At 49.6% G+C, this 14,020-nt stretch carries 11 protein-coding genes; 3 read left to right on the top strand and 8 right to left on the bottom strand.

Annotated features, from left to right (window positions below; all coding sequences use genetic code 11):
• Nucleotides 1-402 precede the first annotated feature (402 nt).
• A complete protein-coding gene (locus LJF34_RS16775) occupies nt 403-1,629 on the bottom strand; it encodes an AI-2E family transporter (protein ID WP_231186449.1) in 1,227 nt (408 codons plus the stop codon).
• Between the two features lie 81 nt (nt 1,630-1,710).
• Nucleotides 1,711-1,908 (bottom strand): hypothetical protein, encoded by a 198-nt coding sequence (locus tag LJF34_RS16770; protein WP_231186448.1) that lies wholly within the window; start codon nt 1,906-1,908, stop codon nt 1,711-1,713.
• 104 nt (nt 1,909-2,012) lie between these two features.
• On the opposite strand from LJF34_RS16770, the gene LJF34_RS16765 reads away from it, so the two are divergent.
• On the top strand, nt 2,013-2,321 hold the full coding sequence (locus tag LJF34_RS16765) for an antibiotic biosynthesis monooxygenase (RefSeq protein WP_231186447.1): 309 nt from the start codon (nt 2,013-2,015) through the stop codon (nt 2,319-2,321).
• Nucleotides 2,322-2,332: 11 nt separating this feature from the next.
• On the opposite strand, the gene LJF34_RS16760 is transcribed toward LJF34_RS16765, so the two are convergent.
• From LJF34_RS16760 to LJF34_RS16750, 3 genes are all read right to left on the bottom strand, one after another.
• Complete coding sequence (locus LJF34_RS16760) at nt 2,333-3,451, bottom strand: winged helix DNA-binding domain-containing protein (protein ID WP_231186446.1); 1,119 nt, start codon at nt 3,449-3,451, stop codon at nt 2,333-2,335.
• Nucleotides 3,452-4,108: 657 nt separating this feature from the next.
• A complete protein-coding gene (locus LJF34_RS16755; protein ID WP_231186709.1) occupies nt 4,109-5,032 on the bottom strand; it encodes an NAD-dependent epimerase/dehydratase family protein in 924 nt (307 codons plus the stop codon).
• 736 nt (nt 5,033-5,768) lie between these two features.
• Nucleotides 5,769-7,088 (bottom strand): sulfatase, encoded by a 1,320-nt coding sequence (locus LJF34_RS16750; protein WP_231186445.1) that lies wholly within the window; start codon nt 7,086-7,088, stop codon nt 5,769-5,771.
• Between the two features lie 212 nt (nt 7,089-7,300).
• On the opposite strand from LJF34_RS16750, the gene LJF34_RS16745 reads away from it, so the two are divergent.
• The gene (locus LJF34_RS16745) at nt 7,301-8,494 is read left to right on the top strand and encodes a glycosyltransferase (RefSeq protein WP_231186444.1); all 1,194 of its coding nucleotides are present in this window, start codon (nt 7,301-7,303) and stop codon (nt 8,492-8,494) included.
• Here LJF34_RS16745 and LJF34_RS16740 read toward each other — a convergent pair.
• Nucleotides 8,477-9,949, bottom strand: coding sequence for a flippase (locus tag LJF34_RS16740; RefSeq protein WP_231186443.1), 1,473 nt, complete (start codon nt 9,947-9,949; stop codon nt 8,477-8,479). The two genes, LJF34_RS16745 and LJF34_RS16740, sit on opposite strands and share 18 nt — an antisense overlap.
• Before the next feature lie 731 nt (nt 9,950-10,680).
• Nucleotides 10,681-11,319 (bottom strand): DUF4330 family protein, encoded by a 639-nt coding sequence (locus LJF34_RS16735; RefSeq protein WP_231186442.1) that lies wholly within the window; start codon nt 11,317-11,319, stop codon nt 10,681-10,683.
• A 136-nt stretch (nt 11,320-11,455) separates the two neighbouring features.
• On the opposite strand from LJF34_RS16735, the gene LJF34_RS16730 reads away from it, so the two are divergent.
• Entirely contained in the window at nt 11,456-12,727 is a 1,272-nt protein-coding gene (locus LJF34_RS16730; protein ID WP_231186441.1) for a hypothetical protein, read from the top strand.
• 28 nt (nt 12,728-12,755) lie between these two features.
• Here the strand turns inward: LJF34_RS16730 and LJF34_RS16725 are convergent, their stop codons facing one another.
• The gene (locus LJF34_RS16725; protein ID WP_231186440.1) at nt 12,756-13,874 is read right to left on the bottom strand and encodes a glycosyltransferase; all 1,119 of its coding nucleotides are present in this window, start codon (nt 13,872-13,874) and stop codon (nt 12,756-12,758) included.
• Nucleotides 13,875-14,020 lie beyond the last annotated feature (146 nt).

The raw sequence follows: 14,020 nt of genomic DNA, 5'->3' as shown, positions 1-14,020 counted from the left end.
TCGTTTAAGCGGTGTCGCGAGTGACCCAGTCACACGAGTGTAGGAACAACCGGTGATTATGGTTTCTCGCCAATGTCTCAAAACTCTCCATCGTCCGGCAACCCTGTCGGCCACCGACCGTGAGCGATGGGAGAAAAATTCTCGCGGACTCTCGCGTCGATGATGCCGACTACGCCGACGGTGAAGGGTCGTTTCCGCCGCTCAGAATCCGGTCGACCAAGTCGTCGAGGTCGGGTGCATTTTCACCGTCCGGTTCCTCGGGCGGGAGGTTTTCATCCGTTGTCATCGGTATTCCCTCCGATCACCGTTTGTGCTTCCAAAGAGTTAACAGTTGGCTCGACGGCTCAGCCTCGCTCACCAGGTAGATGGGTAGAAACGAGTCCGAGAGCGGCCACGACCGAGTTACTTCCCTTCGTCGGGTGGTTCGGAAGCGGCGTCGGTCTCCGATGCTTCGGTATCGTCCGCATCCGCGGAAGTCGTATCACGGTCTGGATTCTCATTCGCATCCGGAATCGGGTCCGCGGCGGTGGCAAACGGCGTTAGCTCTCGGCCGTGCAGAAGGTCCGGGAGGATGATCCGTGCGCCGTGAACGAACAGCACCAGCAGAAGTGGACCGAGGAACAGTCCGTACCACCCGAAGAGGAGGGGGCCGAGGATGTAGGCGAAGAGGACGAGACCCACGTGGAGATTCCGACCGGAGATGTACGGACGCAACAGGATTTCGGTCAGCCCATCGACGATAACCGCCGCAACCACGAGGAAAGCGAGCGGAAACCAGATCGACTGTGGGGCGGTGACGAGGGACCGCCCCACCAGATACAGACCGATCGGTACGTACACGATTTTCATGCCGACGACGGGAATCAGACTGCCGAGCCCGGTCAAGAGTCCCAAAAGAACTGCTGCGGGGATGCCCACTTCGGGCGGGGCAATACTATCGAGTGCCGTGTAGGTGATCGCGGCGACGATGGCGACGACGAACGCGTTCAGAATGTTTCCGAAGTAAATCGTTTCGAGGTCGGTATCGACCTCCATCAAATATGCGTGCGTCGCGCTGGTCTCGCCGCTGATCTGTGATGAAAACCAGCGAGCGAGCTTTTGATCGTCTCGAAGGAGATAGAACGCGATAACGAGCGCGATAAAGACGTGCAAAAGGCCCGTTGCGACGGCACCGAGATAGCCACCGGCCGACGTTATGACCTCGCTCGCCGTTCGAGGGTCGAGATACCGGATGAGTTGCTGGGGATTCGAGAGGATCTGATTGACCGCGTCTTGCGGATTTTGTCGCCCGAGGACACTTCGCACGTACGGTCCAAATAACGATTCGTACTGCTCGTAGTCGATCCCCGCGAGTTCGCCCAACTGCCGGAAACTCACGAACACCGTGTACGCGATGAGGAGTATGCCGGGGAAAGCGAGCGCGCCCAACGCGAGTCCCGCCGCGAGGCTACGCGATTGGACGCGATGGCTCAATCGACGATAGATCGGCCGCGTCGCGTAGTAGACGAACAATCCGAGGACGATGGTTCCGACGTACGAGTAAAGGATGAAGGCGAAAACCAAACCGAGTGTCCCGAAAATGAGCCACCAAGCGGTCCGTTCGCGATCCCGTGTGGGGTCAACGTTCATATCTCAACCGTTGAGGAAATCGCTTTAAAGAGCTTTTCCCGAGATATCGATCGCCAGCGCGGGAACCGCACGGAACGGCCATCACGATCGCGAATAGTCGATCTTACCCTCGTCTTCGCTCATTCGGATCCAGTAGAGACGGCCGTAGGGAATGTGCAGATACCCTTCGTCTTTGAGGTTCAACCTTATTCCCTCCACCCGACCGGAGTCGGAGATGTTATCGGCGTCTATTTCGCGTTCGCTGGTTCCATCCGGGACATCGTACACTATTTTCGCCATACAATTCCGTCGGGACCCAGTTCAATAAACGTGGGTTCCATCGCGGTCCACTTCGAGGTGTCGGGGCGCGATGATGTTTTAGCTCGTCACGGCGTGTACATCGTATGATTGCCCGCCTTTGGCACGGAAGGACATCAGCAACGAAAGCAGATGCGTATCTGGACTTCTTGAAACGGCGTGCGATACCCGATTATGAGTCCGTCAACGGTAACCGCGGCGCGTACGTCCTTCGACGATTTGACGGCGACGAAGCGCATTTTCTCACGCTCTCTTTCTGGGATTCGGAGGACGCAATCGAACGGTTTGCCGGTCCCGACATCGAGACGGCGACGTACTATCCCGAAGACGACGAGTTTCTCCTGGAGTTCGAACCGACGGTACAACACTACGAACTGTATTCGTCGAAGGAGTGAACGCAGGCCGCCTACTCCACGTCCGTGAACTCGATTTCGCGTTCCGCTGCATCGCTCGCAGCGAAGGCGAGCAACCGATTCCCTTCCTCTGAAAGGGCGGCGCGCTGTTCCCCCGAAGGCGACTCGAACGGTTCGATTCGAAGCGTAGCAGCATCGCGTGTCCGTTCGAGACGCCAGAACCCGCTTACGAATCCGTCGATCAGAACGGTCCCCTTGGCGGATCGCTCGCTGATGACCCGCTGGCGATGTTCCGGAGGAAGTATCCGGGAGCGGTCGGCGTGGGAGAGCAACGCGTTATCGAATTCCGGAAGAAATCGAGGTGGCGCGTGAATGTCCGAATCGGGTAACGGTGCGTCGGGGACGTCGAATAGTTCGCGGCCGTCCGTATCACGGAAGGTTCGGAGCTGTGGACGGAGCCGTTCCATGACGTCACCCAATCCCGGGAGTCCGGACCACGTTCGCGCGTCGGCGGCGGTAGCCGGACCGAACGCGGCGAGGTATCGCAGGACCAACTCGTCGACCATTCCCGAGTCGGCAGTTGAGCTCACCCGCTCGCCGAGCCAGTTCTCCGCTGTCGTCATCGCTACCGGGCCGTTCTCGCCCCAAATACCGCGAGGCGGAACGTGCACCAACGGATGTAGCATTCGGTTTACGAAAGCGAGGGCAGTGGCATCGCGGTTCGGCCACTCGGGAGCCAACAAGTCGCGCAACTCGGCTTGAGTCAACGGCTCTTCTTCCATCAGGGTCCGTCCGGTGGCTAGAACGGCCGCGGTATCGACTCCTTCGAGCTCCCGTTTTCTGTCGGCGTTCGAATACACGCTTCGTTCGAAGACGGGGTAGAGAACTGGCCGGATTCGTACGTAATCGCGAGCGGTTACCAGATGAATCGTCGCGCGAATCAGCGACGCGCGCACCGCCCGCCGGTCGGCGATTAACTCGCCCAATTCCTCGTGTCTAAAATCGGCTAAACGCGTCCACAACCCGATGTACGGATCCTCCGGTTTCTGAGACTGCATTCCAACCAGACGCTCGATGGTTTGCTCGGCTGACGACCGTTCGCGCTGAAGTAACGATTGTCGCGCCAACAGAGCCCGATTGAGCGTAAGTCGGTCGAGGACGTCAATGTTCATGGGCTCCACCGAGAAACCCCGTACGTAGTCGGTACCGAGTGTTCGGGTTCCTCGATACAATTCTGACGACTAGCAAGGTAGTTCACTGTCATTGAAATCCCCTAAATGTTACTTGACGTACGTTCGCCAGCGTATTAGTGAGCGTGTCTGGTTTGACTTCGACGGGAGCAAGTGTAGATCGAGGGAGTAAACAAGGGGGAAGATGTCTGGCAGACCTGGGGTTGTTGAGCGGAGATCAAAGCGATTCCAGTGAACGAATTGGATACGGTAGTACTACCAAAACTGTGCAGCCGGAGTCTCACACTGCATACAGACAACTGCTTTCTTGTCCTTGTAGGTTGTCTGTTCCAGTTCGCCATCCGTACATCACTGACAGTCTTGCCCGACGAGTTCCGAACAGACATCCCGTTCTAATTCTGCTTGCATTATAAAGGAGTTAGGTAGATGTGTCTTATGAACTTTTTCACCGTATAACGATATGAATATTTAATAAAACCAAAGACGATAATAAAAAACCATGACTGGCGCAGATACAGATGTAAATAAAATATATTAATTGACTCACACAAACCGTGAGTCACAGTTGTTTTATTTGAAACTCACTATCCGCTTGCAAAGATTATAGAAGAGAAACAAACAATTCAGGGTTTAAATGCACTACTGGTATTGTTCACAGCCGGATTTCAGTCCCTCACGAAGAGTTATCTTCGGTTCCCAGCCAGTTTCTGCGTGTATCTGGGAATAATCTGCCATCGTATCGTGAACATACACCGAATCCGGAATCGGGTTCTCGATGTATTCGGGCTCGATCTCAGTACCGAGTTCCTCGTTGAGCAGTTTGACGAGATCGTTGAACGAGATCTGTTCGCCGGTGCCGAGGTTATAGACACCCGTGAGTTGGTTCTCCGCAGCGAGGATGAGTCCACGGACGATATCGTCCACGTGGGTGAAGTCACGTGTCTGCGTGCCGTCTCCGAATAGAACAGGAGCTTCGCCCTTTGCCATATCGTCGGCAAACTGTGCGATCACGTTCGCATACTCTTGTTTGTGCTCTTCTGCACCACCGTAGCCTTGATACACCGAGAAGAAGCGCATCCCTGCCATATTCATATCGTAGTGGTTGGCAAAGTACTCGGCGTACTTTTCGCGCGCGAGTTTTGAGGCTTCGTAGCCGGTGTTGACGGTTACATCCATGGTGACGGGCGATGGTTCGGTTCGATTACCGTAGATGGATGACGTGGAGGCATAGACAACGGTGTCGCAACCGTCGTCTCGGGCCTGTTCAACGGTGTTGACGAATCCTTCGATGTTCACCCGTGCACCCTTCGTCGGGTTCTCCTCGTGCATTTTGTATGAGGAGAGGGCGGCGATGTGGAACACCACGTCAACGTCAGTCGGGAGGTCGTTATCGAGGACGCTCTGTTCGTGGAACTCAACGCCATCATCGAGATTTTCTGGTGTACCAAGATAGCCGTCGTCGACGACAACGACGTCGTTTTCGAGAGCAAGACTATTTGCGAGATTCGAGCCGATGAATCCCGCACCGCCAGTAACGAGGACGCGTTTATCAGATAGTTGCATTTGCAATACGCTATTATTACCGTTGTAACATGATGATATATGTCTTCTCTCTGAAGAACTTGACATATTTCAAGACTATTTATAACTCATGAGGTACTTTTCTTAGTAAGGAATACTGATAGCACACTGCAAGTACTAAACTCCAATAGTTCTTAACTCATACGGTGTATCACCGTACAGGAATTGATGTGACATTCGAGGTCTGTTGTGAGGTATCTCTATATCGCGATCTGACTGAATCAACCCTGATGGTCTTCATTATCTCCTCTGAGATCTGTCCAACTGGATCATAAAGGCACTGTCTAGATACGGGAAACCAGAGGGCTGCGGTATAGTGAGTGAGTTTCGGGCGCTTCAAAACCGTTGTTTGTTTGGTGAGGGGTTCGAGTGGGAAGCCATGAACGATGTGAATTCGACAATCTCGTCAAACATCTCGCCAGAAATGTAGAAACCACTCCATTGCAGCAAGGGCAAAAGAAGCGGTATGACGCTAGTTTACCATAGAATCGATTAACTAGACAGTGCCATCATAAAATACCTATATCAGATTTGAAACAGGTTAAGACGCGAGTGCAGTTGAAAAACATTTTTGATCGAGATCTCACCCAGATTGAAGCGGGCTCCCCCGAGCTAACGCCTGTCAAGAATGTATTATTGATAAATACTGTTGTGTCTGTAAATCGTATTATCGATACAGAATTTCATGTCCGTTAGGACACTAAGAAGTCACCCACGATCACAGATATCCCATCTCTTGTAAGTTCTGTTTGACTTCAGCGGATACTTGTTCGGTTCCCTGGGGTGGAAGCGGGGTCAACGATTCGAGGTGGGATTCGAAAACCTCCCGTAACTCTTTGTTTTGTGCCGCTGGGCCCCCATACTCTCCTTTTTCCGGGTACCAATGTAATTTCTCGGTTGGTGAACGCCAAGCTGCATATTGTCTCGGTAACGGACGCTTCGAAGGATGTAGCCGTTCGTTCTTTTCAACAACGTCCTCCGGGGCAACGTAATTGACGAATGCTGTCTCGCGATCTCCGGTACCAATACTGATGCTATTGGTGTCGGGTGCCTCCAAACCACAAAGATCCAGAATTGTGGGATAGAGGTCGTTTAATTGGACGAGATCGTCGTGTTCGCCGGTTGGAATCGTACCGGTTGGGTCCCGAATGAGTAGTGGAACGCGAAGCAGAGCATCATCAAGTGAAAACTGATGGCCGAAAACACCGTCTTCACCGAAACATTCGCCGTGGTCACCAAAGACTACGAGAACAGTATTATTAAGCTCGCCGCTTTCACGGAGAGCGGCGACCACATCCCCGACGAGCTTGTCTGCCTGACGGATACATCCGTGATACTGTTCTTTCATCGTCTCAATTGTTCGTTGGCTGGGCCAGAAATCTCCCGCATATACTTCCGGGCGTTTACCAAACAGCCGACGTTGTTCAATTTGATTCCAGAATAGTTCGATGCGTGAACGATCGGTGAATTCCTCGTAGTACGGTGAACGCGGAAGATAGGCGTGATGCGTCCCCATCAAATGTGCGAACGTAAAGAAGGGGCCATCGGCGGATTTGATCTGATCTGCTGCCCGTTGTATGGTCGTTTCGTCTCTGGTCTCACGATCATACGTGAGACGGTCTCCGAGTCGTTTCGCTTGGAACAACCGCTTTCGGATTCCCGGGTAGCTTTCACGTGGATGAGGAGTACGATGATATTCGAAGCCACGGCTGACACCTTTCGTTCGTGTCCAACCATTGTACCCGTACGCAGTCGTCGTCCAACCTTCCGATCGAAGGATTTCTGCGAGCGTCGGATGGTCTCCAAGCACTTCGTCACTGCCCCGTAGCTGATGTTCATGCGGGTAGAGTCCGGTGAATATGGACGCGTGTGAAGGTTGGGTCCAAATCGTTGGACTAATTGCACTTCGGAAGGTCGCTGATTCGTCCGACAATGCATCCAAGTTCGGTGTTGTCGGGATATCGCCTTCAAGAAATGAACATGCATCTGCACGAAGACTATCAATCGAAATAAAAACGACATTCGGTGTATCGGTCACATGCCTGATTTTGGAATACACTATAATAAAAATATATGTAACCGCCTCATAGGCTTTATAAGGAGATCAAGATGTTATGTAGTTGCAATTTTTATATTGTAATAGGTTGGTCTTTATAGCATCTTTGTACGTTGGAAATATCTGAGAGAATAATTTTCTTTCTCCCTCTCGAAAATCACAACCGATAAACGAAGCGCTGCCAAGGATCGTGCATGAACATCTTAGTAATTTCCCACCTTTATCCGTCGCCGGTAGATGAGTCACGGGGTGTCTTCGTTCATCACCAGGTAACGGAGTTGATCAAGAGGGGAAACCAGGTAACTGTTGTTTCGCCAAGACCGTATGTCCCCCCGTTACCATTCCTCCCTAATAAATGGCAGAATTATAGAGACATGCCCTCCCAGTGGTCGTACGAGGGGGTACGTGTCCGGTCACCACATTACATTGGATTGCCGAAATCACGGTCGCAACCAATCAATGCACGATTATATCGCCAGAAGTTGCAAGAAGATATCGCCCAAATGTCGGAGACACAGTCTATTGATGTCGTCCATGCGCATGTTGCAATACCGGACGGATACGGAGCTATCTCGGTCGCAGAAGATCTCGATATCCCTCTCGTTACAACAATTCACGGTGCGGATTTCTACCAAACAAAAGATGTGTGGGGGTGTCGTTCCCTCATTCAACAGGTTCTAGATCGCTCCGATTCGATTACGATCAATAGCTCTGTCTTGGAAAAGCAAGGTAAGCGTTATTTTGATTTCGATTCGACGATCATTCCTAACGGAGTTCCGCTCGACCAGATCGACTCCACAAAAGACCGATCCACAGATATAGAACTCCCGGATGACAAGACCGTACTAACAACACTCGGGTATCTCATCCCAAGGAAGGGCCACCGAACAGTGATTGATGCACTTGCTGAATTGAATCGGACGGATGTCCACTATTTGATTATCGGAGACGGTCCGGAAAGGGAGAGTCTAGAAAGGTATGCCGAGCAAAAAGGAGTTCGTGATCGAACTCAATTTGCGGGATACGTCGAAGATCAACAAGACGTTTTTGCCTTGTTGTGGGAATCTGACATTTTTTGCCTCCCAAGCTACGATGAAGCCTTTGGTGTCGCGTACATCGAAGCAATGGCATGTTCGCTCCCGACGATTGCTCGGTCAGGTGAGGGGCCGGAAGACTTTATTGAGGATGGGGTGTCGGGTTATTTGCTTGATGAAAAAACAGGGAAGAGGACGCTGAGCGACATTCTTGATCAATTAGCAACGTCATCCTCTCTTTGCGAAGATATAGGCGAACAAGCGCGTTCGACTGTGAAGAAGAAATATACGTGGGCAGAAAACGCTCGTCAAACCGAAGCAGTGTATCAAAGAGTATCAGGTAGAACCGAGTGAGACTAACTTATATGCTCGGTTTTTGACGAACTCTATATCGACAACCCCTGTAACCAAACAGGCGGATGAAAACAATACTGCTCCGATCGGAGGAATGACGATCAGCGAAATAAGTGGGGAAAGATTGATCCAAGTTGTCAGGGTCAAGTATGGGACGGCGAAGATTAATAACGTTGCTCCCAGTTGTATTGCTGTTTCACGTTGAAGTAATCGAAATTCAGTAGTGTGGAGAATAATGAGCGACCCAACGACTACTGACGTGTACGAAACCCCCGTTCCGATCGCCGCACCCGTAATGCCAAATCGTGGAATGAGGAGCACGTTTAAAATGACGTTCAGTGCGAGAGCGGATACAGTAACAGTTTCATTGTATCGTAATCGCCCGGTCGCCTGAAGCACCGGAACGATAACGCGGTTGACACCGTAAAAGAATGTACCGATGATCAATATCTGAAGTGGGAGGACACTTGTTGAGTATTCAGGACCGAAGTAAACCGTGAGAAACTCTTTGGATAACCCCAATAGTCCTACGCCGAACAGAATCAAGGAAAGGACGGCGTATTTCATGCTCGAATCAAGATCTGCATTGATGGCGTCTATATCTCGACTCGACCAGTGTCGGGCGACATTTTGAAGCATTGCACCTTGGATCGCTGCTGGAACGAACCAGATGAGTTCGGCTGGGAACAGGGCTGCTTGATACGCTGCTGTTTCAGTAGACGACCGAAAATAATTGATGAGAAGAATATCAGTTTTATATAACATCAATGCAGCGATCCCGCCGACAGCTTGGAGGGCACCGTAGCGTATCAGCTGCCCGCTGAGTTCACTCAACCCGGTTTGTTCAGTTAGCGAGGTAAGTTCGAACTCCTTGTGTACTAAGTAGACGACTGCTGGAATCATGACGAAATACGCTAACGTGTAGCCAATGAACACGCCTAACACTCCGAAACCAAGAACGGACAATCCAAGCGCTGAGACGATATATACCATCCGTCGAGCGATATCGAGCTTTTCTGCGACAGCTTCCTGTTGCCGTCCGTAGAAACCTGCACGAAACGAGTCGAATAGGTTTCGAAGGGTTACAGCGACAGCTAACACTATCAGATACTTCCCGTATCCCTGGGAGTGTACCCAGGGGAGATTCATGATGAAGAGGACAATAATCCCCACACCGAGGCCGTATAGAAGCGCCAGTCCCGCTCCTCCGAGAAGCAATATCGACTGCTTCGAATTTTGTCCGGTAAATCCAGCTACATGCTTTCGAATTGCACTGGGTAGGCCGACCTGAGCGACGATCGTGACAACGGTAAATAAGGAAAGTATGACTCCGTAAGTGCCGAATTGCGACTTCGTGAGGATCCTCACTAATATCGGTGTAAAAATAACGCCAGATAATCTAACTACCATTCGACCAGAAAGAATCGCGCTTATGGATTTGCGAAGTTCACTCATCGTATTATAGGATTTCCTGTTGTTTCGGAGACGGGGGGAACAATATGTATTTGGGAGGGTTTTGCATAGATAATTACTGATGGTTAATTCAGATCCTGCGATGGACTCAAAGAGAATTAGGTACAATCATCCACATTGTATTTCACCAAGGTAAAAGCATAACTAAAGTCTATCCGTCTCGTCTTCCGTATCAATTTTACGATCGCTCTTTCCCGTCTTAGAACAAGGTGGTTGATTAGGCAATTGAGAAAGCTAGAAGTAGCGCTTCGACCGTGTTTGCTCATCGCTCGTCGATTTGATTGTCCTTTTCTATTTTATTGGTTGGCCTGAGAGCTGCATCCAAGATTCGAACTGCGCTCTGAAATAATCCATAAGCGAGTAGACGAGTAATCACGTCCATAGCAGGCCGAGATATAGGATCTGTATCGATAGTATAGGATGAAGGAAACAGTATGCGTTTCGAGTGGCGAGAGAAATGGTCCAAAAGCGAATTTAATGTCCTGATTGCTCTTGCTTCATAGGGAATTATTTCCACTACTGAACCGTCAACTGACCACAAAAGTTCGCTAATTGTATTCGAGTACTGTCGTGTAAATGAGAAATATAACGCATTTCCAATAGTCCGATTGGCTGAATCGAGAACGTAGGCAGAGTGAGATCGGGTATACCATCGGCGAAGTGACCGACGGTGATCGCAAAGAACTTTGTACGCGGAAGAGTTCACGATTGTGTTATGCAGTTTCATTTTCTTGGATGGCGACGACATTTCCTGTGAGGGAAACTTTCCCGAGATCTATTTCGATTGTTTGTCCGATTTCGATTGATGTTTCATGGTACAGAACTTCCGTACCCTGTTTCGTTGCACGAATCGTGATGTTCATCGTTACCGTCTTCAGCGTCGGATGCTCTCGCCCAACGAGTTCTCCGTTTCGATTGGGGACATAAACAGTGGTTGGTGTGATCGTCTTATTACGGACCTGCAGTACACTGCTTTCGTTTATTGTCCCAGACGGTATCTCTTCAACAACATATGGTTGTAACTCTCTAGCTCGAAAGCTTATAGTTACGTTTCGGCTGGAGTCATTCTCCGAGCCTAGATCGGGTGCCGTTTTGTTTTTTGACGTAGTATTAGTCGTTGTCGCCGTTGTCGTTGCAACCGCTCCATTTGAATCGTTTGGGGAAACACTCGTAGTAACGGCTTGGATGAGATTGACGTCAAATACAAATGCCGCTCCAGTGACCGTCGCGACGAAAACAACTACTAATACGAAAAGGTCGATAATGTTTATTCGGCCAAATAACATCCCGTTTTCGTCTATTAATTTCATATTAATAACACTTCCAGGTACGTCGGTGTCTATGAAAACCATAGACATAGGGTCATTTAGAGTTTTCCTCATATAGACTGCAATCGAGCGGAAATCCCCAACTTATACTATGAAGAAGGATTAAGTAGAATCGTGTGCATTACAAGAATATTTTTCAAACATTAAGAAGGTATTTTACATGAAAATTAACCAATTTGGAATATCAACCACTATGAATAGGGTAGTTACTGGTCAAATGTTTCAATATCTCTCTTTCGTATTACTAGCGAGTGCTCTAATGGGTCCTGCTCTTCCAGGGATATCCATTGCTTCGTACTATTTGTTTTTCTTTAGGTTGTTCGCTATGTTCATCTACATTCCGGTCCTGGCGTATGGACTGATTTTCAAAAAAATTGCCTCGATACGGTTATCGAGGGCGGGTATGTATCTCGTGATATTGTATAGTTACCTTGTCGTCAGTTTCGTCTGGGCCGACGATAAGTTGGCAGCAGTGTCGGAACTTTTCATTCTCTCGCTTGCTCTCTTAGTCATGGGCTCTATCATTGTAACGGTCAATGACGAACGAACACTCGAAAAGTATTTCACATTGCTCTCTTTCGTTGCATTACTGTCGATCGGTATCGCTGGATGGGAACATTTCACCCAACACCATTTAGCCGTGAGTCGAGTGAACGAGCGAGCGTGGTATTATCAGGACAAAATGTCGGCGTGGTACTATAACAGAAATGATTATGGATTTTTTCTGACTATGTTTTCATCCATTCCTTTAGTAAATGCCCTTTTCCCAAACAACAGTGAGAAATACAGAATATTCAATTTGTTTATTTTTGTGGCACTTCTGGCAATCATTTCCGAAAACGGTTCAAGAGCGGCGATGGTCGCCGTTTTCGTGGTGGTATTCATCTGTATTTCGTTGTATTATGTGAGACCTTATATTCGACATTACCGACATCATATCTATGGCGCATTTACATTCCTAGCTTTTCTAGGCGCGACAATGGTTGTCCTATTAGTACTTGGAATTGGGAACCCGATCGGTCAGTCCAGTTCCCCGTCTCTGTGGGCACGGTGGCAACTAATCAAAGGAGGACTCAAACTTGCATTCCAAACGATATTCGGTGCCGGAGTCGGAAACTTTACTCCGGCAGTCCGAAGTCTATCCATCTCTACCGGTGGCATTGGAAGTCCACACAGTTGGTTGACGTGGGCCCTCGGGACAGTCGGTATCCCGGGAACTATATTGTTCCTTTTAGCGTATGGACGAATACTGGACGACCTCTTTTTTGAGTATCTAAATACAGGGAATCCGTTAATAATAATGCTATTCGCATCGCTCCTGTCATTCACGATCGGTGGTATTGGTCCTAGCAATGTGATAAGAATGAGGATCTTATGGGTGTTCTTTGGACTTGCGATTGCATCCGTTTCACTCGCTAGAAGTCGTTCATAAGCGCTTGAACTACCTATCCGGGCAGTCCTCAGTTGGATAGCAAGCTATCGTAGAGGGAAAGAAGCGTTTTTTGTTCTTGTTTCCAGGAGAACTCATTGTGAATGTGTCGTTGACCATTGCCGGCGAGTTTGGTGTAGCGACCGGAGGTTAAGAAGTCCTCAACGTCGCGACCGATGCGACTGATGTCGTGGAATGGGACCGTAATTCCACATTCATCAGGAAGGTATTGGTTTGTCATTGGCATTGACGACGCGATTATCGGTAGGTTCGCATACATATAATCAAAGAGCTTGCTGGGTATCGCACCGACACAATCTTCGGGTTGTGTCAGCGCTAAGCCTGCATCGGCGCCGCAGAGGTACTCGAAGATATCGAGGTAGTTGACTTCGCCAAAGAACGTGACGCGATTCTCCAGGTTGTTTTCCGAAATGATCTTGTCTGCTTGCCGCTTCGCAGCGGCGCCGTCAATCGGACCGACGAGCCATAGACCAACGTCTAAGCCCTTATTTACGAGATCACGAGTCAGCTTGACCATACGTACCATTCCACGATTCGTGTTCAGTGATCCGACGTAGGCTAATTGATACTCATGCTCTGATTGTCGTGGTGACTCCGGCAGTTCGATTTCATCAACGATTGGGTAGTTGTGGACAGTGGCAGCGAGAGGATGAGAAAACTGGTCGGTTACCCACTCCGTTGCGCCGATGAGTCCATCGAATTGGTTCGCAGCGGTGGTTTGGATATAGGGAAAACTTCGCCTGAGAGCCGGTTTCACGATATTCGGGATCCATTCCCGACGTTCGATCTTGTTCGGATAGTTTTCGTGAACGTCGAAAACGACTTTTCCGGTAGTTGTTTGGGATAGGTAGATGGCTGCCGGAATCAGCTCTGGGTCGTGAAAGTGATAAACATCGCCATTTTCTCGAGCAGCCCGTTGAGCGGCCGAGGGAATATTCTTCCATCGTTCAGGACGTGATGACGGCGTTCCAAGCGACTTTATTCGAATGCCGTCCACAGTTGTAAAGGAGGGATGATGACAATAGAGAATGACTTCATGGCCGGCATTACGGAGGGTTTTGCACTCCTTGTGGAAAATACGAGCGTCGAACGTTGTATGGACGGTAGACAGATGAACTACTTTAGCCATCGTAAGAAACTGAGGGACTTCCAGCGGTAATTACTTTCGTTGTCGTTGCGCGATAGTTCGAAAGTTGCCGATTGTGGTAGGAGAAAGTAAGTTTAAACGGAATTGTTCGTACTAGGCTGTAGTTAAACAAGCGATGACGAATTTAA

Origin of the sequence: Haladaptatus sp. DYF46 (assembly GCF_021083305.1) — an archaeon.
In the GTDB taxonomy this organism is placed as follows: Archaea; Halobacteriota; Halobacteria; order Halobacteriales; family Haladaptataceae; genus Haladaptatus.
Note: the sequence above shows the minus strand (reverse complement) of the source record. Positions and strands in the feature narration are given on the sequence as shown.